The following is a 21,603-nucleotide window of genomic DNA, read 5'->3' on the forward strand; positions in this document are numbered from 1 at the left end:
GATCTCTCTTCTCTGCTTCTGAAGTCCGGTTTACTCGCCGGACCGGTCCGTGCGGAAGCCCTCGAGCGCGGCCCAGCGCGGGTCCGTCGCACCCTGCTGCTCGTCCGGCAGGCCCGAGCGCTTCTCCCCTGTGACGGGGTCGAGACCCGGGCAGTCCGGCCGGCAGACCGGCTGGAACGGCAGCGACAGCACCACCGCATCCCGCACGACGGGTTCGAGATCCACGTGGTCGTCTCGAACCGCGAAGTCGAAGGCTTCGTCTGGAGAATACGCGAAAAGCTCCTGGAATTCGACCTGGACGGGCAGGGTGAGGGCGTCGAGGCACCGCACGCACTCGCCGCTCGCGGTCGTGGTGACCTCGCCCGTGACGAGGATCCCCTCGTGCAGACCCTCGAGCCGCACGTCGATCTCGACCGATGTGCCGGCGCTCACGTGGGCGATGCCCTCGCCCAGCTGCTCGGGCGCGGGGAAGGCGAGAGTGCGCTCGCGCATCTCCCCGGCCGGTGCACGAGGTCGTGGACGGCGAGGTCGAAGGGGTCGGGGCGGGCACCAGACGAGGGTACCCGCGTCCCTTCCCACGCGCTCGATTGCCGGAATCGAACGACCAGTAGGGTGCCCCGAGTGACCAATATCACGGTGCTCGCGGGCGGAGTCGGCGGATCGCGCTTCCTGCGCGGCGTGCGCGGGGCGCTGCGCGGGGTGCCGGATGCCCGCATCACCGCCGTCGTGAACACCGGCGACGACATGTGGCTGGCCGGCCTGCGCATCGCCCCGGACCTCGACACGATCACCTACGCCCTGGCCGGCGTGAACGACGAGGAGCGCGGCTGGGGCCGGGTCGGCGAGAGCTCGCGGGTCGCCGACGAGCTGGCGGCGTTCGGCGTCGGCTGGCCGTGGTTCACGCTCGGCGACCTCGACCTCGGCACCCACATCGCGCGCACCGCGTTCCTGCGCGAGGGCCTGCCGCTGAGCGAGGCGACGCGGCGGATCACGGCGCGCTGGGGCTCGGCGCCGGCCCGGTCGAGGTCGAGCTGCTGCCGGCCACCGACGAGGAGGTCGAGACGCACGTCATCACCGACGACGGCGAGCTGCACTTCGAGGAGTGGTGGACGCGGCTGCGGGCCGCCGTGCCGGCGCGCGCGTTCGTGCAGACGGGGGTCGGGGCGGCGTCCCCGGCGCCCGGCGTGCTCGAGGCGATCGGCACCGCGGACGTGGTGCTGCTCGCGCCCTCGAACCCGGTCGTGTCGATCGGCACGATCCTCGGCATCCCGGGCATCCGCGACGCGGTGGCCGCGACCCGGGCGCCCGTCGTGGGCGTCTCGCCGATCATCGGCGGTGCCGTCGTGCGCGGCATGGCCGACGCGTGCCTGACCGCGATCGGGGTCGAGACGGATGCCGCGGCCGTCGCCCGGCACTACGGCGCGCGACGCGTGGACGGTGCGGGGGCGGGCGGGCTGCTGGACGGCTGGCTCGTGGACGACGCCGACGCCGCCTCGGTCGGACCGCTCACGGCCGACGGCATCCCGACCCGGGCGCTGCCGCTGCGGATGCGCGACGAGGCGACGTCCGCGGCGATCGCCCACGCCGCGATGGAGCTGGCGCTCGGCGGCCGCTAAGCGTCGAGAACGACCTCGCGATCGGTGTCTCAGCGCCCGGAGCGGCGTGAGCGACCGATCCCGGCGTCATCGTCGACGAGGTCGCCCGGGCCCGCCAGGGCGGCGGACGTGCGGCGGCCCAGACCGGGAGTCGCGGCCAGGTGCTCGGCGGTGTCGATGTCGAGCGGCAGGGTGCTGCCGGCGGCCGGGACGATCTCGGCGACCCCGAGCTCGCGATGGCGTCGCGCGGAGTCGGCCCCGAAGGCGTGCCGCAGCTCGACCCCGGCGCGCGCCGTGACGAGGGTCGTGCCGGTGCGCTCGCGATCCGCGACGAAGCCGGTCGGCACGGCCTCCGCGCGGTGCAGGGCGTCGTCGAGGTCCCCGGAGCGCAGCGACGGCAGGTCGCCGAGCAGCACCGCGCGCGGTGCGTCCGGATCGGCGGCCCGCAGGCCGGTCGCGATCGCGGCGGCGAGACCCGCGGGCGCCGGCTCGGCCACGAGATCCGCCGCCGTCTCGAGCGAGAGATCGGAGGTGACGACGAGCACCCGGTCCACGCGGCGGGCGGCAAGCGCCGCGTCGATCGTGTCGAGCGCGATCGCGCGCACCAGGCCGGGATCGGCGCCGAGCCGCGACTTGCCGACGGACGCGGGCTTCACCGGCACGATGACGGTCCACATGAAGGGGGACGCTACTCGCTAAGCTGGCGATGGTCCTCCGGCGGGTCTCGCCGGATGCGCCGGCCGCATCTCGGCCGGCCCGGCTCCTCGCAGGTCCTCTGCGCGTTCGCCCGCATCCCTTCGGAGACCCCATGCACGTGCGCCCCCTCGCCCTCGTCGCCGTCCTCGCCGGCGGCGCCCTCCTCTCCGGCTGCGCCCAGGGCGCCGCCGCCGCACCGGTGCCGACCGCCTCGTCGGCCGCCGCCGCCGTCACGGTGCAGAACTGCGACACGAGCGTCACCTTCGATCACCCGCCGAAGCGGGTGATCTCGATCAAGTCGACGTCGACCGAGATGATGCTCGCCCTCGGCGTCGGCGACCGGATCGTCGGCACCGCCTACCAGGACGGCCCGGTGCCCGCGAGATGGGCGGCCACCATGCGCGGCGTGCCGTCGCTGTCGGACTTCATGCCCAGCGAGGAGGCCGTGCTCGCGAAGAAGCCCGACCTGGTCTATTCGGGCTGGGAGTCGGCGTTCTCGGCCGACCAGGCCGGCACCCGGGGCGAGCTCGCGTCGCTCGGCGTCGCGAGCTACGTGCAGCCGGCCGCATGCCGCTCGACGCCGGTCGCGAAGCTGACCTTCGCCGAGGTGTTCCGCGAGATCGATCAGGCCGGGCGCATCTTCGGGGTCGAAGCCCGCGCGAAGCAGGTGGTGGCGACGCAGCAGGAGCAGCTCGCCGGCATCCACCGCGACCCCCGCGGTCTCACCGCGCTCTGGTACTCCTCCGGCGACGCCTCGCCGTACGTCGGCGCCGGCACCGGCGCCCCCGAGCTCGTGATGAAGACCGCGGGGCTGAGGAACATCGCGGGAGACGTGCCGCAGACGTGGACGACGCTCGGCTGGGAGTCGATCGTCGCGGACGACCCCGACGTGATCATCCTGATCGATGCCGACTGGAACACCGCCGCCGCGAAGATCCACCGGCTCGAGAGCGACCCCGCGACCGCACGGCTGAGCGCGGTGCAGAACCACCGCTTCATCACCATCCCCTTCGCCGAGAGCGAGGCCGGCGTGCGCAGCATCGACGCGGCGCGCTCGGTCGCGGCGCAGCTGGCGCACCTGCACGTCGGGTGAGCGCGCGGGCGGTCGTCGCGGCGGTGGTGCTGAGCGCCCTGCTGCTCGCGTCGCTGGCCGCGGCCACCGCGATCGGATCGTCGGGGCTCGCGGTCGGCGACGTCGCGCGCGCGGTGCTCGCCCACCTCGGCATCGGCACGAACCCGCTCGGCCCGATCGACGACGGCATCGTGTGGGAGCTGCGCCTGCCGCGCGTGCTGACCGCGGCGGCCGTGGGAGCGGGCCTGGCCCTGGTCGGCGCCATCATGCAGGCCCTCACAGCCAACCAGCTCGCCGATCCGTACCTGCTCGGCCTGTCCTCCGGAGCCTCGCTCGGGGCGGTGAGCGTGCTGCTGCTCGGGGTCTCGCTGCTGCTGCCGCTCGCCGCGTTCCTCGGCGCGATCGCGGCGCTGGCCATCACGCTCGCGCTCGCGGGCGCGCTCGGACGCATCACGCCGAGCCGCACGGTGCTCGCCGGCGTCGCGGTGTCGGCGCTCGGCACGGCGCTCACGAGTTTCGTCATCTTCTGGACCGCGCGCGGCGACGCGTACCAGGACGTGCTCAACTGGCTGCTCGGCTCGGTCGCGGGGGCGCGCTGGCCGCAGGTCGCGGTCGCCGTCGGCGGCTTCGTCGTGCTCGGCATCCCGCTCATCGCGAACGGCCGGGTGCTCGACGCGTTCGCGTTCGGCGACCGGATGGCGGCCTCCCTGGGGGTGAACGTCACGGCCGTGCGCTGGACGCTGCTCGGCGCATCGGCGGTGCTCACCGGGATTCTGGTGAGCGTGAGCGGGTCGATCGGCTTCGTCGGCCTCGTGCTCCCGCACGCGGTGCGCCTCATCGCCGGGCCGCGGCACGGCCGGCTGCTGCCGCTCGTGGCGCTCGTCGGCGCGATCTATCTCGTCTGGGCCGACACCGCCGCGCGCACGCTGCTCGCGCCGCGCGAACTGCCGGTCGGCATCGTCACGGCGCTCGTCGGGGCTCCGGTGTTCGCCCTCCTGCTGGCCCGGCGCCGGGGTGGCGCATGAGCTGGATGCGCGATGCCGACGCGTCCGGGGGCGCCGGACTCGACGTCCGCGGCCTGATCGTGCGCGTCGGACGCAAGGAGCTCGTCCACGGCGCCGCGTTCACCGCGCCCCCGGGCGCCATCACGGCGCTTCTCGGACCCAACGGAGCCGGCAAGTCGACGATCCTGCGCGCCATCGCGGGGGTCGAGAGTCCCGCCGCCGGCGCGCTCGCCTTCGGCGGCGAGGACCTGCTCGGCCTGCGGAGACGGGAGCGCGCTCGGCGCGTGGCGTTCGTCGAGCAGGACGTCGCGACCGACCTGCCCATCGATGTGCGCGACGTCGTCGCGCTCGGCCGCACCCCGTACGAGCCGCGTTGGGGTGGGCGCGACCTCGGCGCGCCCACCGCGATCGACGCCGCCCTGGTCGCCGCCCGCGCGGAAGGGTTCGCCGAGCGCCGGTTCGCCTCGCTCTCCGGCGGCGAGCGGCAGCGCGTGATGCTCGCGCGGGCGCTGGCGCAGGAGCCGCGTCTGCTGCTGCTGGACGAGCCGACGAACCACCTCGACGTCGCGGCGCAGCTCGAGCTGCTCGTGCTGCTGCGCGAACATACCTCGCGCGGCATGACCATCGTGACGGCGCTGCACGACCTGTCGCTCGCGGCCGATCAGGCGGATGCCGTGGTCGTCATCGCCGATGGACGCGTCGTCGCGAGCGGCCCGGCTCGCACGACCCTCACCCCGGAGCTCATCCGCGACGTCTACGGCGTGACCGCGAGCTGGACCGAGAACCCGGTCACGGGACGACCGATGCTCGCCCTGGGGCATCCCGCGGCCTGAGACGCGCCTCGGGTCACTCCTCGTCGCCGCGGACGCGCGCGACGAGCGACGGCGGCAGCAGCACCGCGCGGACGCGGTCGCGCCCGCTCGTGCTCGCGCCGATGGCCTTGACGACGCTGCGCAGATCCTCGACTCGGATGGGCCCCGGGGCGCGCGCGTACGCCGTCGTCTCCACACCGCGCCGGAGACCGTCGATCCGGGCGGCGCTCGAGGCGAGCGTGACCGTGAGCCGCTCCGCGAACTCCCGGGGCGTCTGGGTGTCCGGCGCCGCCCACCCGTTGTCGCGCGCCGTGTCGCGCAGTTCGGCCCACGCGTTGCCGGCGGGATCCCGTCCGCGCGCCACCGCCCGCATCCGCCGCGCCCGTTGCGCCGCCCGGATCGCGGCCGGGGTGAACAGCAGCGCGATGGCCACGAGGAGCACGATCAGCACGATCCACGGGGTGGCGTCGGCCCGGTCGGTCGCGGTCGCGGCGCCGGCCGAGGCCGACGGGGCCGCGGACGCCCCGCCGGGGTCCGACGCCGAGCTCGACGGGCCGGCGCTCGCCGTCGCTCCCGGTGACGCGGTGCCGCCGCCCTGATTGATGGCGTCGTCGACGGCCTGCGGGTCGGAGTAGGTGGGCAGCACGCCCCGGCCCGGCGTCGGCTCGAACCGCAGCCAGCCGATGCCGGCGAAGTACAGCTCCGGCCAGGCGTGCAGGTCGTGCGAGCTCACCTGGAACACCCGCTTGTCGTTCACCGACGCCGGCGTGCCGGGCTGGAATCCCACGACGACCCTGGCGGGGATGCCGAGCGTGCGCGCCATGATCGCCATCGCCGACGAGAAGTGCACGCAGTACCCCGCCTTCTTCTGCAGGAACTGGGCGATGATGTCGGCACCGGAGCCGTCGTAGTGCTGGTCGACCGGCGCGGTCTCCGAGTAGGTGAACCCGCCGTCGCTCTGGAAGTAGTCCTGCAGCGCCACCGCCTTGTCGTACTCGGTGGTCGCGTTCGCGGTCACTCGTAGCGCGGTCTGCGCGATGATCGCCGGCATCCCGGTCGGCACCGAGACGTCGAGCGGCATGCCGACGGGGCTGGGCGTCGCGGCGCGCAGCTGCGCGAGGTCCGGCTTCAGGTCGAGGAAGCTGGCGGTGTAGTGCTGCCCGCTCGCGCTCGTCGACCTGCTGCGCACGGTGAGCCCGCCCGCGACCCACTTCCAGTCGTCGTCGACCCCGGTGATCCTGGAGGCCGGATACGGCACCGGCAGCCAGCGTCCGCTGATGTCGTCCACCTGCACCGACGCCTTCAGCGTGCGGCGCTTGACCGCGGAGGTCAGCCCGGTCGGCGCGGGGAACTTGGCGACGTCGTGCGTGCGTGCGGGATCGATGTCGGCGGGCTCCCACTGCCGGCCGTCGAACTTGTCGAGCGTCGCCAGGCGCAGGTAGACCCCCTGCGTGCTGCTCGTCGTATACGTCAGGGCCGGCACGTCACCGCCCTGGCGCAGGTCGTCGCCCAGGTTGATGAGCGGATTGACCGCTCCATCGATGCCGGGACCGCCGGTGCCCGGATCGTCGGCGACGGGCGGCAGCACGAAGGGCAGCAGGAGCGAGCCCGCGACGACGATCGCGCCCGTCACGAGCACCGCGGCGGGGGTCGCACGACGCTGGCCGCGGCGCAGCAGCACGAGGAACACGATCGCCGTCAGCACGAACCAGACCGGCTCCGCGACGCCGGAGCGGATCGCGACGGGCACGCCGAGCAGCGCGAGCAGGGCGCCGCCGTCAGCGCGGGCGCCCGGCGCACGACGATGTCGGCGAACAGGGCGCAGCCGGAGGTCAGCAGCGCGAGGAGGAAGACGATCCCGAGCTCGGGGGTGGCGGGCAGCGCCTGCTCCGCGATCGAGAGCCAGGCCTGCTCGCCGAGACGGCTGAATCGCGTGAGGACATCGGGGGTCGGGATGACGCCGAGCAGCGCCTTGTCGGCCGCGTACCCGAGGGTGAGGGCGAGCAGACTCGCGAGCGCCGCGACGACGGTGGGCAGCCACGGCCGGCGCGAGAGCCGCCGCGTGACGTTCGCCGCGACGAGCACGAGCACGATGAACAGTGCTCCGACGAGGTACCACGAGAGTCCCTGCAACGTCGGGCGGAGCCCCGCGTACGCGAGCAGCAGCGCGAGACCGGTCAGCCCGGCCGACACACCCTCGCCGCGTGGACGCCGCGGCCCGCCGGATGGCCGTCGGCGGCCCGGCGAGGCGGCGGCCCCGGTGGTGCCGGGCGGCGCAGGTCAGTGAGCGCCATCGACCGCTCCCCGGAAGGCGGCTGAGGCGAACAACCCCTGCACCGCGAGGTCGCGCCAGATGTCGGCCGGCCGGTCGTGCGCGGCGACCGGCACGCAGGTCCAGCCGGCCTCCGTCAGGCGCTCGGCGAGCTCCGGCCGGGGACCGACCGCGAAGGCGATCGCGACGTCGGCGCCGCGCCGACGTCGCACGAGCCAGTCGGCGGTGACGTCCTCGGCGTCCGCGATGACCGCGAACAACGGGCCGGACGGTCCGCCCGGGGCGGAGAGCTCGCCCGGGGGCGGGGCGAGCAGCCGGACGCCCGCGAGGCTCGTCAGGAAGCCGTCGATCCGCCGGCCGCCCTCCCAGCGCTCGCCGATCTGCTCGAGCTGTGCCCTGGCCGTCTCCTCGATCTCGACGCGGAATCCGGCCTCCTCGAGGTGGATGCCGAGCGACGCCGTCATGCGCACGACCCACTCGAAGGCGTCGGACTCGAGGGTCTCGGTCCAGGCGCGACCGGCATCCGGATGCCCGTCCGGATAGCCGCCGATGCGGGTGTCGACGACGATGTGCGCGTCCGGGCGGCTGCGGTGCTCCTCCTGACGCACCATGAGCTCGCCGTGCCGGGCGGACGCGCGCCAGTGCACCCGGCGCAGCGCGTCGCCCGCACGGTACTCGCGCGTCGTGAGGTCGTCGTCGTTGCCCGCCACCCGGCGCTGGATCAGGCGTGCGGTGCCCTCCCCGTCGGCGGGGGCCGGCCCGCCGTCCGGCAGCCGGTCCACGGTCGGGATCACGACCAGCCGGTCCTGCTCGCCGACCGCGGCGACCCGTGCCACCATCCCGAAGGCGTCGCGCTGCTCGACGACCAGCGGCCCGATCGCGTAGACCCCGCGTCGCGCCGGGTGCAGCCGGTAGTCCGCGATGCGCACCCGCTGCTCCGTGGTTCCGGCCGGGATCGGGGCGAGCTGCCGGGGCGCCGGATCGTCCTCCTGCCACGGGATCGCGTCGTTCCACACCACCGACGGGCTCGGTGCGCTCCCGGTGTTGCGGATCCGCATCCGCACGTCGACCGGATCGCCGGCGGCGACCACGGGGGTGCGAAGGTGCGGAGCACGTCGAGCCGGGGCCGGCGCAGGCGCACGACGACGAGCCCGATCGCGGGCAGCAGGAACGCCGCTCCGGCGAGGACCAGCAGCTCCCGCCGGCCGCCCCAGTAGGCCAGCAGGAGCGCGACGACCCCGATCAGGAGCGTGACCGCCCCGCGTACGGTCGGGCGCAGCTGCGCCTTCCGACGCAGGTTGCGCGCCGTCCGCTCGGTCTCCGGGCCACTGCTCTCCGCCGCACGGCGACGGGCCAGCCACTCCTCGGTCGAGACGGTGGCCGCAGCGCGGTCCTCGAGGTCGGTCACCGCACTAGGCCGTTCCGGCGGCTCCGAGCGGCACCGGGGTCGCGGCCACGATGCGCGCGGTGATGTCGGGCGTGGCTCCGGCACCGAAGGATCCGCCCCCGCCGACCGTGGCGCGAGCCGGCATGAGCCGGTGGGCGAGCACCGCCACCGCGAGGGCGTCGATGTCGTCCGGCAGCACGAAGTCTCGGCCGTCGAGGGCTGCGCGCGCCTTGGCGGCGCGCACGAGCTGCAGGGTCGCGCGCGGACTGGCGCCGAGCCGCAGCTCGCGGTCGGCCCGGGTCGCCGCGGCGATGGCGACGGCGTACTGCTCGACCGCCGGGCTCACGAAGACCTGCCGCACGGTCTGCATCATCTGCCGCAGCCGCTCATTGGTCACGACCGGGCGCAGGCGGTCGATCGGGCTTCCGCTCTCGCGGGTGCGCAGCATCGCGACCTCGTTCGCCGGATCCGGGTAGCCCATCGAGATCCGGGCCATGAAGCGGTCGCGCTGCGCCTCCGGGAGCGCGTACGTGCCCTCCATCTCGACCGGGTTCTGCGTCGCGATGACCGTGAAGGGGTCGGGCAGGTCGTAACTGCGTCCGTCGACCGAGACCTGGCGCTCCTCCATCGACTCGAGGAGGGCGGACTGGGTCTTGGGCGAGGCGCGGTTGATCTCGTCGCCGATGACGATGTTGGCGAACACCGGGCCCGGCTTGAACTCGAAGGCGCGCTCGGCCTGGTTGTACACGCTGACGCCCGTGATGTCGGCCGGGAGCAGATCCGGGGTGAACTGGATGCGGGAGACCGTGCAGTCGACGCTGCGGGCCAGAGCCCTGGCCAGCATCGTCTTGCCGACGCCGGGCACGTCCTCGACGAGCAGGTGCCCCTCGGCGAGCAGCACGGTCGTCGCGATCTCGATCGCCTCGCGCTTGCCGTCGATCACCGTCTCGATCGCGGCCATGACGGCGCGGGCGTCCATGAGGAACTCCGCGGCGGGCAGGGATTCGACCTCCGGCTTCGTCGCCGAGCGGTCCGGGGCTTCCGTAGCGTCCATCCCCATGGAGTCTGCCACGGGCGCGCGCCGGTCGGCTGGGATCATGAGAGGAACACGGAACGGCGGACCGGACGGTTCAGGTGGATGACGGCACCACGGGGGTGTTCCAGACCTCGCGTCCGTCGTGCCCGGGGTCTCGCGAAGGCGCTCCGGCGCTAGTCGCCGCGCTCGTCACGAGCGGCGCGGACGCCGGCCTCGTAGCCCTCGCGCCACGCCTCCTCCGAGCCGACGCGGAACATGTCCGCGGCGCCGAGCCGGACGATCGCGCGGGCGCCGGGCAGGTCGAGACCGCCGACCAGGTGGGCGAGGCCGCGGACGATCGCCAGCGGCATCCGGCTCGTCTTGCCCTTGACCAGGTCGGCGGCCGAGGCGATCTCGTCGGCGATCGCGGCCGCGGTCACCTGCAGAGCCCGGCCGTTGTCGTCGACACCGCCGCGCAGGTCGTCGAGCACGTGGATGCCCGCCGCCCCGATCGCGAGGTCGGTCTGCCCGTCGCGCCAGGGCCTGCCGAACGTGTCGCTGATCACCACCCCGATCCGCAGCCCGGTCCGCTCACGGACCCTCACGGCGATCGCCTGCGCGGAGGCGTCGGGGTCCTCGGGCAGCAGCAGCACGTATCCGTCGGGCACGTTGCTGCCGTCGACCCCGGCGGCCGCCATGACGAGACCGAGCGGGTTCTCCACGATGCGGGTGATGCGGCCGTCCGGCGTCGTGCGCGAGGCGACGACCCGCACCGTCTGGCTCGTGATCGCGTCCTCACGATCCCGCGCCGCGACGAGCCGGCCCTCGGCCTTGCTGACGACCTTGCTGGTGACGGCGAGGATGTCGCCGTCCTCGAGCGCGCCGTCCACGGCATCCGCGATGAGGGCCGCGAGATCGTCGCCCGGCACGACCTCGGGCAGGCCTTCGACGCCGATGACGTTGAGCACGGGTCCAGTCTGGCGTAGCCTGCACAGGTGAAGTTCTCCGGTTCGCCCTCGCGCTGAGCCGATTCACCCTGGCCACTCCTCCGGGAGGCGGCATCCCGTCTCAGCGTTCCGCTTCGAGACCCGGGAGAACCGCATGCCGTCCATCCAGCCCGTCATCACCCTGTCGCACGTCGGCCTCACCTGGCCCGACGGCACGGTCGCCCTCGACGACGTCTCCGGGGCGTTCGGCGCCGGCCGCACCGGACTGGTCGGCGCGAACGGGGCCGGCAAGTCGACCCTGCTGCGCCTCATCGCGGGCGAGCTGACCCCGACCTCCGGCGCCGTCACGACCGTCGGCGATGTCGCGGCGCTGCCGCAGACCCTCACCCTGCGCACCGGCACGACTGTCGCCGAGCTGCTCGGCATCGCGCGGCAGCTCGCGGCCGTGCGCGCCATCGAGTCCGGCGACGTCGACGTGCGGCACTTCGAGGCGATCGGCGACGACTGGGATGCCGAGGCACGGGCGAGCGCCGTGCTGACCGAGGTCGGCCTCCCCGCGTCCGCACTCGAGCGCCGCGTCGCCGAGATCTCCGGCGGCGAGGCGATGCTCGTGGCGATCGCAGGGCTGCGCCTGCGTCGCGCGCCGATCACCCTGCTCGACGAGCCGACCAACAACCTCGACCGCGACGCCCGCTCGCGGGTCGCGGACCTCGTGCGCGGCTGGTCGGGTGCGCTCGTCGTCGTGAGTCACGACGTCGCGCTGCTCGAGCTCATGGACGACACCGCCGAGCTGTACCGCAACGCGCTGACGACGTTCGGCGGCCCGTACAGCGCCTGGCGCGCGGCGCTCGACCAGGAGCAGGCGGCCGCGGCGCAGGCCGTGCGCGCGGCGGAGCAGACCTTCCGCGTGGAGCGCCGCCAGCGGATCGAGTCGCAGCTCAAGCTCGCCCAGCGCGAGCGGACCGCGAACAAGGCGGAGCGCGAGAAGCGGGTGCCGAAGATCGTCGCGCACGGCCGGCGGATGCAGGCGCAGGTCTCGGCCGGCCGCCTGCGCGGGGAGATGGAGTCGATCGAGCACGCCGCCCGGCTCGCGCTCGACGCGGCCGAGGAGCGGGTGCGCGACGACGACGGCATCCGGGTCGACCTGCGCGACCCCGGCGTGGCGCGCGGACGGCGGATCGCGGAGCTCGTCGGCACGGATCGCTCGTACGTGATCCAGGGTCCCGAGCGGGTCGCGCTGATCGGGCCGAACGGGATCGGCAAGACCACGCTGCTCGAGGGGATGCTGGGCATCGCCGGGGCCGAGCGCACGGTCGGGGGCGCCCGCGGCATCCTGCACACGGATCGCGTCGCCTACCTCGCGCAGCGGCTGGACGGCCTCGACGAGAGCGCGACCGTGCTCGAGTCGGTGCGGGCGGCCGCGCCGAGCGTGCCGCCGGGCGAGATCCGCAACCGGCTCGCGCGCTTCCTGCTGCGCGGGGATGCCGTCGGGCGCCGGATCGCGACACTGTCCGGCGGCGAGCGGTTCCGGGTCGCGCTCGCGCGGCTGCTGCTGGCCGATCCGCCGCCGCAGCTGCTCGTGCTCGACGAGCCGACGAACAACCTCGACCTGCCGAGCGTCGACCAGCTCGTGTCGGCCCTGCGCGGCTACCGCGGCGCCGTGCTCGTCGTCTCGCACGACGACGCGTTCCTGTCCCGGCTCGGACTCGACGCGACCCTCGCGCTCGACGCCGCCGGCCGCCTCACCCTCGTCGATTAGCCAAAAAGCCCAGTGCGCGCGGTCACGCACTGGGCGTTTTTGGCTACGGGGCTAGGCCGTGAGCGCGGGGACGACCTCGCGGCCGAAGGTCTCGAGGAACTCGCGCTGATTCCGGCCGACGTTGTGGAGGTAGACGCGATCGAAGCCGAGATCGAGGAAGGACTGGATGTGGGCGCGGTGCGCGTCGGGATCCGCCGAGATCAGGAGCTTGCCCGCGAAGTCCTCCGGGCGCACCATGCGCGCGAGCTGCTCGAACTCGAACGGCGACCGCACGTCGGACTTGCCGAACGGCATCGCGGCGAGCGGCCACTCCGTCATCGCGTTGCGGGCGGCCTCCTCGTCAGTCGCCGCCCAGCTCAGGTGCAGCCGCAGCACCTTCGTGCCGCCGCTGCGGCCGGCATCCCGGCGCCCGTCGTCGAAGCGCTGCAGGAGGGTCGCGAGCCGTTCGCGCGGCGCCTCCTCCGTCACGATCCCGTCGACGGTGCGCCCGGCCCGGCGTGCGGTAACCGGCCCCGCCGTGCCGATCAGGATCTCCGGTGCACGCTCGGGCATCGTCCAGAGCCGGGTCGCCTCGAGCCGGAAGAACGCGCCCTCGTGCTTGACGTCCTTGCCCGCGAGCGAGCCGGCGAACAGCTTCTTGATGACGTCGACGGCTTCGAACATGCGGTTGATCCGCTCGGGCGCCTCGGGCCAGTACTGCCCGACCACGTGCTCGTTGAGCGCCTCACCGCTGCCGATGCCCAGCCAGTGCCGGCCCGGGTACATGGCCGCGAGCGTCGCCGACGCCTGCGCGACGACGGCCGGATGCCATCGGAACGTGGGCGCGGTGACCCCGGTCCCGAGGTCTCCCGCGGTCACCTGCCCTAGCGCCGAGAGCACGTTCCACACGAACGACGCCTGCCCCTGCTGCGGTGTCCAGGGCTGGAAGTGGTCGGCCGCCATGACGCCGGAGAATCCGTGCGCCTCGGCGTGCTGGGCGAGCTCGATCGCCTCGGTCGGATGGAACTGCTCCAGCATCGCGGCGTACCCGATCGACGCGGCGCGGGAGGCGGTCATCCCGCCATCCTGCCGCGCACGAGGCGCCATCCGCCCCGTGGGGTCACGCCTCGTCCTCGCGCAGCTCCCACGGGATCTCGTCCGGCGCGAGCTGGATCGGCTCGGCCGGCGGTGCGCCGAAGGGGATCGGCACGCCGTAGGGCGGCGACACGATGGGTCGCGCCATGGGGGGCGGCTCGACGTCGGGCGCCCGCCGGGTCGACTGCTCGATGAGCGCATCCGGATCATCGTCGTGGTTCGCGGCCATCCGCACCTCCGCACCCATTCTGCGCTCGCTACCGTGGGGCGATGACCACCGCCGCGCCCCTGCCCTCCCGCGATGTCCGCCCCGGGATCTGGTGCCAGCTCGGGGATGCCGTCGCGACGCGCATCGCCGCCCGTTCGGGCGCCGCGTGGGTCTGCCTCGACGCCCAGCACGGGCTGTTCGATCGCGCCGCGATCGCCGCGACGCTCGCGGCGCGCGACGACGACTGGGCGCCCGTCGCGATCCGCACGACCGCCGTCGATGCGGCGGAGATCGGGTATGCGCTCGACGCCGGCGCGGACTGGGTGATCGTGCCCCTCGTCGAGACGGTGGAGCAGGTGCGCCGAGCCGTGGCCGCCGCCTACTACCCGCCGCTCGGCCGGCGCAGCTGGGGTCCGCTCACACCGGTGTGGGACCGACCGGCGCCCGACCCGGCGGCCGCGAACGCGGCGGGCCGGCTGTGGATCATGATCGAGACCGCCGAGGGCCTCGACGCTCTCGACGAGCTGTTCGCGGTGCCGGGCGTGAGCGGGGTGCTCGTGGGCCCCAACGACCTCGCGCTGTCGCTCGGCCTCGATCAGGATGCCATGCTCGCCGACACGCGTCCGGAGGCTCCCGTGCAGCGCATCCTCGCGGCCGCGACGCGCGCCGGGATCGTCGCCGCCGCGTTCGGCGGCACCCCCGAGCGCGGTGCGCGCCTGCTCGCGCAGGGCTACGGGTACGTCATCGTCGGCACGGATGCCGCCGCTCTCGCCACGGGGGTGCGGGGGCTGCTGGCTCAGTCGCGCGCCGAGGCGAGGTAGTCGGCGACGGCACGCGGCACGTAGGGCGCCACGTCGCCGCCGAGCGAGGCCACCTGCCGCACGAGCGAGCTCGAGACGTGGGCGTGGGCGGGATCCGGCAGCATGAAGACGGTCTCGACCCCCGCGAGGTTGCGGTTGACGATCGCCATGGGCGTCTCGTAGGCGACGTCGACCTGCGACCGGATGCCCTTCACGAGCGCGGTCGCGCCGACATCCGTCGCGTAGTCCACGAGCAGGCCGACGCTCCAGCTGGTGACGATGATCTGACCCGCCACCTCCGCCTCCGCGAGCGCGTCCTGGATGAGCGACACGCGCTTGGCGATCGGCAGCAGCGCCGTCTTGCCCGGGTTGTGCACGACGAGCACGTGGATCTCGTCCCACAGCCGTGCGGCACGCGCGATGACGTCGAGGTGGCCGAGCGTGACCGGGTCGAACGAGCCGGGCACGACCGCGATGCGCGTCATGGTCCGAGCCTATCCGGCGCGATCACCAGGCCGTCCAGCCTCCGTCGACCGCGAGCACGTGGCCGGTGATCGAGCCGCTCCGCGGGGCGAGCAGGAAGCAGGTGGCCGCCGCGACCTCCTCGACGGTGGCCAGACGCCCGCCGGGGATGCGCGAGAGCACCTCGGCGCGGAACTCCGGCCGCGCGAGGTTCGCGCGGGTGAATTCGGTCTCGACGAAGGTGGGCGCGACCGCGTTGACCGTGATGCCCGCCGGCGCCCATTCGACGGCGAGCCCGCGGACCATCCCGTTGACCGCGTGCTTGCTCGCGGCGTACGGCACCCGATCCGGGAAGCCGACCGAGCCGAGCTGCGAGGACATCGCGACGATGCGACCGCCGCCGTGCGCGGTCAGCACCGGATGCAGTGCGCGGCATGCCACGAACGCGGCGCGCACGTTCACCGCGAAGATGGCGTCGAAGTCGTCCATCGGGTACCCGGCGGCCGGCGCCGGGCGGTTCATCCCGGCCGACAGCACCGCCCCCACAGCGGCTCGGCCGCGTCGGCCTGGGCGATCGCCTCCTCCATGGCCGCGTCGTCGGTCGCATCCGCGGCATGGGTCCGGGCACGACCTCCGGCGTCGACGATGCGCGCCGCGACGCCGTCGAGCTCGCCGCGGGTGCGTGCGACCAGTGTGACGAGCGCGCCCCGCGCGGCCGCCTCCTCGGCGACGCCGGCCCCGATGCCGCGACCCCCGCCGGTCACGAGCACATGACGTCCGTCGAGTTCCCCGCTCATGCCGCGCCTCCGGTGCTCGTCCGTTCGATCAGTTCGACCGGCAGGACCTCGCGGCGCGGCGGCAGCGACGGGTCCTCGATGCGCCCCGCCAGCAGGTCCACCGCGCGCTGGGCCATCCGCGCGGTGGGCTGTCGCACGGTGGTCAGCCCGACGATGGCCCACCCGGCGGCGGCGATGTCGTCGAATCCCGCGACCGCGACATCCCGGGGCACCCGCAGGCCGAGCTCGCGTGCGGCGTTGAGCGCGGCGAGCGCGATCGTGTCGTTGTGCCCGACGATCGCCGTCGGTCGCTCGCCGCGCGACAGCATCGCGTCCGCGGCGACGCGCGCGGTCGACGCGGCGAAGCCGGCCGGGGTGGTCTGCACGGTGAGCCCGAGCTCCCGGGCCCGCGCCGCGAACCCCTCGCCCCGCTGCCGCGCCGTCGACGTGCCGGGATCCCCCTCGAGCACACCCACGGTGCGATGGCCGCGGCGATGCAGCAGCTCGGCCATGAGGGCGGCTCCCCCGCGTTGTCGCTCTCCACGGTATCGACCGCGATCGGCAGGGTGCGATGGGCGAGCACGACCGGGAACCCGGATGCCACGAGCTCGCGCACGGCCGACGAGTCGTCCGTCGCAGCGGTGACGATGATGCCGTCGACGCGCTGCCGCAGCAGCGACTCGATCGCCGTCGCCTCGCCCTCGGCGCCCCCGCTCGCCGCGTTCTGCAGCAGCATCCGCCCGCCCCGCGCGCCGAGCGCGGCGCCGAGCGCCTCGAGGAACTCGGGATAGAAGGGGTTCAGGATGTCGGAGACCACCACTCCGACCGTCCCGGTGCGGCGCGTCACGAGACCTCGCGCGACGTCGTTTGGCCGGTAGCCGAGGTCACGGGAGGCCGCGAGCACCCGCTCGCGTGCGGCCGCCGAGACGACGCCCCCGTTGAGCGCCCGCGAGACGGTGGCCTGCGACAGCCCCGTGGCGCGCGCGACGTCGACGCTCGTGACGGGGTGCGGGCTCACGCGCGCACCGGTGCGGGTTGGTGGTCGGTCCAGCGCAGCGACGTGCCGCGCACGCGGGCGGTGCGCACATCGCCCGCTCGGGCGTGTCCCTCGAAGAGCTCGACGCGGGCCGCCCGGCCGCAGATCTCGCCGAGCAGGGCGCTCGACTCCGGGTCGGTGACCTCCTGGTAGGTCACGGTCTTCAGGTACTTGCCCACCCAGAGCCCGCCCGTGTAGCGCGCGGCTCCGCGCGTCGGGAGCACGTGATTGGTGCCGATCACCTTGTCACCGTACGAGACGGTCGTGCCCTCCCCCAGGAACAGCGCGCCGTACTGGTGCATGCGCTGCAGCGCCTCACGCGGGTCGCTCATCAGCACCTCGACGTGCTCGAACGCGAGGTCGTCGGCGAGCACCCAGGCGTCGTCGCGGCTCGTCACCACGAGGACCCGGCCGAAGTCGCGCCAGGCGGGTTCGGCCATGTCGCGCGTCGGCATCCCGGGCAGCAGCTCCTCGACGAGCTGGAGCGTTCGCCGCGCGACCTCCTCGTCGGTCGAGATGAGCACGGCCGGCGACTCGGGACCGTGCTCGGCCTGCGAGAGCAGGTCCACGGCGGCGATGAAGGGGTCCGTCGTCTGGTCCGCGAGCACCAGGATCTCGGTCGGGCCGGCGAACAGGTCGATCCCGACCGTGCCGTAGAGCTGCTTCTTCGCCTCGGCGACGTAGGCGTTGCCGGGCCCCGCGATGAGGTCGACGGCCGCCATGCTCTCGGTGCCGAGCGCCATCGACGCCACCGCCTGCACCCCGCCGACCAGGTGGATCTCGTCGGCGCCCGCGAGCGACATCGCGGCGATCGTCGCGGCGGGGATCTCGCCCCGGATCGGCGGCGTGCAGGCGACGACGCGCGGCACGCCGGCGACCTTCGCGGTCACGATCGTCATGTGCGCCGAGGCCGTGAGCGGATACCGGCCCCCGGGGATGTAGGCGCCGGCGGCCTGCACCGGGATGCTCTTCTGCCCGAGTCGCACCCCCGGAAGCGTCTCGAGCTCGAAGTCGGTGAGCGACGCGCGCTGGGCCTCGGCGAAGCGGCGCACCTGCGCCTGCACGAACCGGATGTCGTCGACGACCTGCTGCGGGACGCTCGCCACGATCTCGGCGATCCGCGCATCGCTCAGGCGGAACGACTCCGGCGTCCACCCGTCGAAGCGCTCGGAGTACTCGCGCACGGCCGCGTCGCCGCGCTCGCGCACGTCGGCGATGATCCCGCGGACGGTGTCGCGCACCCCCTCGTCGTCGCTCGGGGCGAGCTTGCCGCTCGCGTCCTTCAGGGTCGTGTACTCGACGGTCATGCCGTCACTGTATACGTATCCAATGGATACGTATACAGCACACGCGACGACTCGCGCCCGCGCCTCACCCCTTCGCGAGGAACGCCCGCTCGGCCTCGTCGAGGCGACGGGCGAGGGCCGCACGCAGTGCGACGTGCCCGGTGAGGTCGGGGTCCCGTTCGAGCACCGCCTGGACGGCATCCCGGGCATCGGCGATGAGGTCGCCGTCGCGCGCCACCCGCAGCAGCTGCAGGGACGAGCGCCCGCCCGATTGAGCGCGACCCAGCACGTCGCCCTCGCGGCGCAGCTCGAGGTCGGTCTGCGCGAGCTCGAACCCGTCGAGGGTGGCGGCGACCGCGTCGACCCGCTCGCGGGCCGGGGTGCCGGGCTCGGCGTCGGTGACGAACAGGGCGAGGCCGGGAACCCCGCCGCGGCCGACCCGCCCGCGCAGCTGGTGCAGCTGCGCGACGCCGAAACGATCGGCATCCAGCACGACCATCGTCGAGGCGTTCGGGACGTCGACGCCCACCTCGATGACCGTGGTCGCGACCAGCACGTCGATGTCGCCGGCGGCGAAGGCGCGCATGGTGGCGTCCTTCTCGTCGGAGCTCATGCGGCCGTGCAGCGGCTCGATGCGGCGACCCTCGAGCTCCGGATGCCGGCGCAGCATCGCGAGCGTGGACGTCACGTTCGCCGGAGGGCGAGGCGCCTCGCCCTCCGGCTCGGGTGCGACCTCGTCACCCTCCTCGACGGCCTTCGCGTCGATCGCCGGCACGACGACGAAACCCTGCCGCCCCTGGCCGAGCTCCTCCGAGAGCCGCTGCCAGATCCGCCCCTCCCAGCCCGGGTGGTCGGCCAACGGCACCACGAACGACTCGATGGGTGCGCGGCCCGCGGGCAGCTCGCGGATCGTGGAGACGTCGAGATCGCCGAACACCGTCATCGCCACGGTGCGCGGGATCGGCGTCGCGGTCAGCACGAGCACGTGCGGCGACTGCCCCTTGAGCCGCAGCGCCTCGCGCTGGTCGACGCCGAACCGGTGCTGCTCGTCGACGACGACGAGGCCGAGATCGGCGAACTGCACCCGGTCGCCGAGCAGCGCGTGCGTGCCGACGACGATCGCGGCGCCCCCGCTCGCGGCGGCGAGCAGCGCGCGGCGGCGGTCCGCCGCGGGCATCGAGCCGGTGAGCAGGATCGGCCGAAGGCGCGCCGCGAGATCCGGGCCGAGGGCGCCCACGAGCGAGCGCAGATGCTGGCCGGCGAGCACCTCCGTCGGAGCGAGGAACGCGGACTGACCTCCCGAATCGGCGACGGCGAGCATCGCGCGCAGCGCGACGAGCGTCTTGCCCGAGCCGACCTCGCCCTGCACGAGCCGGTTCATCGGGGTGCCGGACGCGAGGTCGCGCTCGATCTCGGCACCCACCGCGAGCTGGTCGCCCGTGAGCGCGAACGGCAGGCGTTCCTCGAACTCCGCGGAGCGCGATCCGGGCCGCCGCTCGGCCGTCGACTCGGCGTGCCGCTCCGCGCGATCGCGCAGCAGAGCCGCCTGCAGCACGAACGCCTCCTGGAAGCGCAGCGCCTCCTGGGCGGCATGCCAGTCGGCGTCGGTCGCCGGCCGGTGCACGAGCTCGAGCGCGCGCCGGAACGGGATGAGTCCCCGCGCCTCGGAGGCATCCGGCGGCACCGGGTCGTCCAGCACCGCCGGCAGGGTGTCGAGGGCGACGCCGATCGCCTTGGCGAGCTGCCAGCTCGCGAGCGTCGAGATCGCGGGGTAGATGGGGATGGGGGTCTCCGCCCAGCCCGCGGCGCGGTCGATCGCCGCGCCGGCATCGCCGCCGTCCCCGTCTCCGAAGAGCTCGTAGTCGGGATGCGCGAGCTGGCGCGCGCCGCGGTACGCGCCCACCTTGCCCGCGAAGATGCCGCGCACCCCCGGTCGCAGATCGTTCTTGCGCCACGCCTGGTTGAAGAACGTGAGAGTCAGGATGCCGCGCCCGTCGCTGATCGACACCTCCAGGAGCGACCCGCGCCGGTTGCGCATCGGCCGCTCCGAGACCGACCGCACCTCGGCGACGATCGTGACCGCCTCGTCGATCGTCAGTTCGTCCAGCGCTGTCAGCTCTCCGCGCCGGGCGTAGCGCCGCGGGTAGTGGGCCAGCAGCTCGCCCACCGTCGCGTAGCCGAACGCCTTCTGCACCGCCTGCGCGGTGCGGCCGCCCAGCACGGTGGTGAGCCTCGCGTCCAGCGCGGCGGGCATGCCGGGCGTCGAGCTCAGAGCCATCCGCGCCGTTTGAACACGATGTACAGGATGAGCATGAACAGTGCCATGATCCCGAGCGCCATCGGGTAGCCGAACACCCAGCCGAGTTCGGGCATGTTGCGGAAGTTCATGCCGTAGATGCCGGCGATGAGCGAGGGGGCGAACAGGATGGCGGCCCATCCCGCGATGCGCCGCGACTCGATCGCCTGCTGGTTGCTCGCCTCGCTGAGCGCGCGCGCCTCCTCCGTCTGGCGCTGACCGACGAGCGAGGTGTTCACCGCGAGGATGTCGCGCAGCAGCACGCGGAACTCCTCGATGCGCTCCTTGGCCTGGGTCACGTGGTCGGCGACGTCGCGCAGGTACTGCTCGAGCACCTCGCCCACGTAGCCGTCCGCGAAGCCCGTGGAGAGGGTCTGGATGATCGCGCTGAGCGGTGAGACGGCTCGCTCGAACTCGATCACCTCGCGATTGAGCTCGTAGATGCGACGGGACACCCGGGGGTCGCCGTCGAACACCTGCGTCTCGATCTCGTCGATGTCGTTGGCGAGCCCTGCGACGACCGGGCCGTAGCCGTCCACGACGGCGTCGAGGATGCCGTAGAGCACCGCCTCGGTGCCCTCCTTGAGCGTGTCGGGCGAGGTCTCCATCCGGCGGCGGACCCCCGCGAGGTCGGGGCTCTCGCTGTGCCGCACGGTGATCAGGAAGTTCGTGCCCGCGAAGACGTGCAGCTCGCCGAAGACGACCTCCTCGGCCGCGTCGTCGTAGTGCGCGGCCTTCAGCACCATGAACAGCGTGTCGCCGTAGCGCTCGAGCTTGGGGCGCTGATGACCCTGGGCCGCGTCCTCGATCGCGAGCTCGTGCAGGCCGAACGCGGACTTCAGCTCGGCGAGCTCCGCGGCATCCGGGCGGTACAGGCCGATCCAGGCCAGCGCCGTGGGATGGGCGCCGAGCATGTCGAAGGTCTCGTGCAGCGACGAGGGCGACGCGATGCGCGCGCCGTTCTCGTACACCGCGTTGGTGACGACCCCCGAGCGCCGCGCTCCGGCGCGCTCCGAGGAGGTGTCGGCCATCGTCACGCCCCGATGCTAGTCGGCCCCCGGGCCCCGCCCGCGAATGACCACTTTGTGCAGCTCCTCCGCCGCGCG

At 73.8% G+C, this 21,603-nt stretch carries 22 protein-coding genes and 2 pseudogenes; 7 read left to right on the forward strand and 17 right to left on the reverse strand.

What is annotated here, in order from left to right; all coding sequences use genetic code 11:
* Positions 1–30: 30 nt before the first annotated feature.
* Positions 31–492 carry a YceD family protein gene (locus QQK35_RS03910; protein ID WP_284253022.1) on the reverse strand — a complete coding sequence of 154 codons (462 nt, stop codon included), beginning with the start codon at positions 490–492 and terminating at the stop codon, positions 31–33.
* A 186-nt stretch (positions 493–678) separates the two neighbouring features.
* Here QQK35_RS03910 and QQK35_RS19600 point away from each other — a divergent pair.
* Positions 679–942: pseudogene (locus tag QQK35_RS19600) on the forward strand (2-phospho-L-lactate transferase CofD family protein); the annotation flags it as partial.
* Positions 894–1,616, forward strand: coding sequence for a 2-phospho-L-lactate transferase CofD family protein (locus QQK35_RS03915; RefSeq protein WP_348534881.1), 723 nt, complete (start codon positions 894–896; stop codon positions 1,614–1,616). The pseudogene QQK35_RS19600 and the gene QQK35_RS03915, both read left to right, overlap by 49 nt.
* A gap of 29 nt (positions 1,617–1,645) precedes the next feature.
* Here QQK35_RS03915 and QQK35_RS03920 read toward each other — a convergent pair whose 3' ends face one another.
* Complete coding sequence (locus tag QQK35_RS03920; protein WP_284253023.1) at positions 1,646–2,272, reverse strand: NTP transferase domain-containing protein; 627 nt, start codon at positions 2,270–2,272, stop codon at positions 1,646–1,648.
* A 131-nt stretch (positions 2,273–2,403) separates the two neighbouring features.
* Between QQK35_RS03920 and QQK35_RS03925 the strand changes: the two genes are divergently transcribed.
* From QQK35_RS03925 to QQK35_RS03935, 3 genes are read left to right on the forward strand one after another with little or no spacing between them, the layout of a single operon-like run.
* Entirely contained in the window at positions 2,404–3,384 is a 981-nt protein-coding gene (locus QQK35_RS03925; protein WP_284253024.1) for a putative F420-0 ABC transporter substrate-binding protein, read from the forward strand.
* Positions 3,381–4,388, forward strand: coding sequence for a putative F420-0 ABC transporter permease subunit (locus QQK35_RS03930; RefSeq protein WP_284253025.1), 1,008 nt, complete (start codon positions 3,381–3,383; stop codon positions 4,386–4,388). Before QQK35_RS03925 ends, QQK35_RS03930 begins: the two co-directional genes overlap by 4 nt.
* Positions 4,385–5,200, forward strand: coding sequence for an ABC transporter ATP-binding protein (locus QQK35_RS03935; RefSeq protein WP_284253026.1), 816 nt, complete (start codon positions 4,385–4,387; stop codon positions 5,198–5,200). Before QQK35_RS03930 ends, QQK35_RS03935 begins: the two co-directional genes overlap by 4 nt.
* 13 nt (positions 5,201–5,213) lie before the next feature.
* Here QQK35_RS03935 and QQK35_RS03940 read toward each other — a convergent pair whose 3' ends face one another.
* The 5 genes from QQK35_RS03940 to cofE form a co-directional block, all read right to left on the reverse strand.
* A complete protein-coding gene (locus QQK35_RS03940; protein ID WP_284253027.1) occupies positions 5,214–6,929 on the reverse strand; it encodes a transglutaminase TgpA family protein in 1,716 nt (571 codons plus the stop codon).
* Complete coding sequence (locus QQK35_RS03945) at positions 6,878–7,372, reverse strand: hypothetical protein (protein ID WP_284253028.1); 495 nt, start codon at positions 7,370–7,372, stop codon at positions 6,878–6,880. The genes QQK35_RS03940 and QQK35_RS03945 overlap by 52 nt, the downstream gene beginning before the upstream one ends.
* A gap of 87 nt (positions 7,373–7,459) precedes the next feature.
* Complete coding sequence (locus QQK35_RS03950; protein ID WP_284253029.1) at positions 7,460–8,542, reverse strand: DUF58 domain-containing protein; 1,083 nt, start codon at positions 8,540–8,542, stop codon at positions 7,460–7,462.
* Positions 8,543–8,863: 321 nt separating this feature from the next.
* Complete coding sequence (locus QQK35_RS03955) at positions 8,864–9,898, reverse strand: AAA family ATPase (RefSeq protein WP_425564983.1); 1,035 nt, start codon at positions 9,896–9,898, stop codon at positions 8,864–8,866.
* 149 nt (positions 9,899–10,047) lie between these two features.
* Positions 10,048–10,821 (reverse strand): coenzyme F420-0:L-glutamate ligase, encoded by a 774-nt coding sequence (gene cofE / locus QQK35_RS03960; RefSeq protein ID WP_284253030.1) that lies wholly within the window; start codon positions 10,819–10,821, stop codon positions 10,048–10,050.
* A 133-nt stretch (positions 10,822–10,954) separates the two neighbouring features.
* Here cofE and QQK35_RS03965 point away from each other — a divergent pair, with 133 nt between their 5' ends.
* Positions 10,955–12,559, forward strand: coding sequence for an ABC-F family ATP-binding cassette domain-containing protein (locus QQK35_RS03965; protein WP_284253031.1), 1,605 nt, complete (start codon positions 10,955–10,957; stop codon positions 12,557–12,559).
* 51 nt (positions 12,560–12,610) lie between these two features.
* On the opposite strand, the gene QQK35_RS03970 is transcribed toward QQK35_RS03965, so the two are convergent.
* Together QQK35_RS03970 and QQK35_RS03975 are read right to left on the reverse strand one after the other, a co-directional pair.
* Positions 12,611–13,615 (reverse strand): TIGR03557 family F420-dependent LLM class oxidoreductase, encoded by a 1,005-nt coding sequence (locus tag QQK35_RS03970; protein ID WP_284253032.1) that lies wholly within the window; start codon positions 13,613–13,615, stop codon positions 12,611–12,613.
* A 43-nt stretch (positions 13,616–13,658) separates the two neighbouring features.
* Entirely contained in the window at positions 13,659–13,862 is a 204-nt protein-coding gene (locus tag QQK35_RS03975; protein WP_284253034.1) for a hypothetical protein, read from the reverse strand.
* A 41-nt stretch (positions 13,863–13,903) separates the two neighbouring features.
* On the opposite strand from QQK35_RS03975, the gene QQK35_RS03980 reads away from it, so the two are divergent.
* On the forward strand, positions 13,904–14,662 hold the full coding sequence (locus tag QQK35_RS03980) for an HpcH/HpaI aldolase family protein (protein WP_284253035.1): 759 nt from the start codon (positions 13,904–13,906) through the stop codon (positions 14,660–14,662).
* Here QQK35_RS03980 and coaD read toward each other — a convergent pair.
* The 8 genes and pseudogenes from coaD to QQK35_RS04020 all read right to left on the reverse strand — a co-directional run bounded on the left by coaD (position 14,638) and on the right by QQK35_RS04020 (position 21,528).
* Positions 14,638–15,126: a pantetheine-phosphate adenylyltransferase gene (gene coaD / locus QQK35_RS03985; protein ID WP_284253036.1), complete on the reverse strand. Its 489-nt coding sequence runs from the start codon at positions 15,124–15,126 to the stop codon at positions 14,638–14,640. The two genes, QQK35_RS03980 and coaD, sit on opposite strands and share 25 nt — an antisense overlap.
* A gap of 22 nt (positions 15,127–15,148) precedes the next feature.
* Complete coding sequence (locus tag QQK35_RS03990; protein ID WP_284253037.1) at positions 15,149–15,625, reverse strand: SDR family NAD(P)-dependent oxidoreductase; 477 nt, start codon at positions 15,623–15,625, stop codon at positions 15,149–15,151.
* Positions 15,622–15,900 (reverse strand): SDR family NAD(P)-dependent oxidoreductase, encoded by a 279-nt coding sequence (locus tag QQK35_RS03995; protein WP_284253038.1) that lies wholly within the window; start codon positions 15,898–15,900, stop codon positions 15,622–15,624. Before QQK35_RS03995 ends, QQK35_RS03990 begins: the two co-directional genes overlap by 4 nt.
* Complete coding sequence (locus tag QQK35_RS04000; RefSeq protein ID WP_284253039.1) at positions 15,897–16,355, reverse strand: substrate-binding domain-containing protein; 459 nt, start codon at positions 16,353–16,355, stop codon at positions 15,897–15,899. The genes QQK35_RS03995 and QQK35_RS04000 overlap by 4 nt, the downstream gene beginning before the upstream one ends.
* A 113-nt stretch (positions 16,356–16,468) precedes the next feature.
* Positions 16,469–16,897: pseudogene (locus QQK35_RS20230) on the reverse strand (LacI family DNA-binding transcriptional regulator); the annotation flags it as partial.
* Positions 16,894–18,222, reverse strand: coding sequence for a histidinol dehydrogenase (gene hisD, locus QQK35_RS04010; RefSeq protein WP_284253041.1), 1,329 nt, complete (start codon positions 18,220–18,222; stop codon positions 16,894–16,896). The pseudogene QQK35_RS20230 and the gene hisD, both read right to left, overlap by 4 nt.
* A 64-nt stretch (positions 18,223–18,286) precedes the next feature.
* Positions 18,287–20,479 carry an ATP-dependent DNA helicase RecG gene (locus tag QQK35_RS04015; RefSeq protein WP_425564980.1) on the reverse strand — a complete coding sequence of 731 codons (2,193 nt, stop codon included), beginning with the start codon at positions 20,477–20,479 and terminating at the stop codon, positions 18,287–18,289.
* Positions 20,470–21,528, reverse strand: coding sequence for a magnesium and cobalt transport protein CorA (locus tag QQK35_RS04020; RefSeq protein WP_284255595.1), 1,059 nt, complete (start codon positions 21,526–21,528; stop codon positions 20,470–20,472). The genes QQK35_RS04015 and QQK35_RS04020 overlap by 10 nt, the downstream gene beginning before the upstream one ends.
* Positions 21,529–21,603 lie beyond the last annotated feature (75 nt).

It is taken from the genome of Pseudolysinimonas kribbensis, assembly GCF_030161895.1.
GTDB lineage: Bacteria > Actinomycetota > Actinomycetes > Actinomycetales > Microbacteriaceae > Pseudolysinimonas > Pseudolysinimonas kribbensis.

Excerpts from the sequence above, each read along its gene's own strand:
- QQK35_RS03920 (WP_284253023.1), bottom strand. The coding sequence starts at position 2,272 with ATGTGGACCGTCATCGTGCCGGTGAAGCCCGCGTCCGTCGGCAAGTCG.
- QQK35_RS03990 (WP_284253037.1), bottom strand. The coding sequence starts at position 15,625 with ATGAACCGCCCGGCGCCGGCCGCCGGGTACCCGATGGACGACTTCGAC.
- QQK35_RS04015 (WP_425564980.1), bottom strand. The coding sequence starts at position 20,479 with ATGGCTCTGAGCTCGACGCCCGGCATGCCCGCCGCGCTGGACGCGAGG.
- QQK35_RS03935 (WP_284253026.1), top strand. The coding sequence starts at position 4,385 with ATGAGCTGGATGCGCGATGCCGACGCGTCCGGGGGCGCCGGACTCGAC.
- QQK35_RS03980 (WP_284253035.1), top strand. The coding sequence starts at position 13,904 with ATGACCACCGCCGCGCCCCTGCCCTCCCGCGATGTCCGCCCCGGGATC.
- QQK35_RS04020 (WP_284255595.1), bottom strand. The coding sequence starts at position 21,528 with ATGGCCGACACCTCCTCGGAGCGCGCCGGAGCGCGGCGCTCGGGGGTC.
- hisD (WP_284253041.1), bottom strand. The coding sequence starts at position 18,222 with ATGACCGTCGAGTACACGACCCTGAAGGACGCGAGCGGCAAGCTCGCC.
- QQK35_RS03955 (WP_425564983.1), bottom strand. The coding sequence starts at position 9,898 with ATGGGGATGGACGCTACGGAAGCCCCGGACCGCTCGGCGACGAAGCCG.
- QQK35_RS03965 (WP_284253031.1), top strand. The coding sequence starts at position 10,955 with ATGCCGTCCATCCAGCCCGTCATCACCCTGTCGCACGTCGGCCTCACC.
- QQK35_RS03975 (WP_284253034.1), bottom strand. The coding sequence starts at position 13,862 with ATGGCCGCGAACCACGACGATGATCCGGATGCGCTCATCGAGCAGTCG.
- QQK35_RS03925 (WP_284253024.1), top strand. The coding sequence starts at position 2,404 with ATGCACGTGCGCCCCCTCGCCCTCGTCGCCGTCCTCGCCGGCGGCGCC.
- QQK35_RS03995 (WP_284253038.1), bottom strand. The coding sequence starts at position 15,900 with ATGAGCGGGGAACTCGACGGACGTCATGTGCTCGTGACCGGCGGGGGT.
- QQK35_RS03910 (WP_284253022.1), bottom strand. The coding sequence starts at position 492 with ATGCGCGAGCGCACTCTCGCCTTCCCCGCGCCCGAGCAGCTGGGCGAG.
- QQK35_RS03970 (WP_284253032.1), bottom strand. The coding sequence starts at position 13,615 with ATGACCGCCTCCCGCGCCGCGTCGATCGGGTACGCCGCGATGCTGGAG.
- coaD (WP_284253036.1), bottom strand. The coding sequence starts at position 15,126 with ATGACGCGCATCGCGGTCGTGCCCGGCTCGTTCGACCCGGTCACGCTC.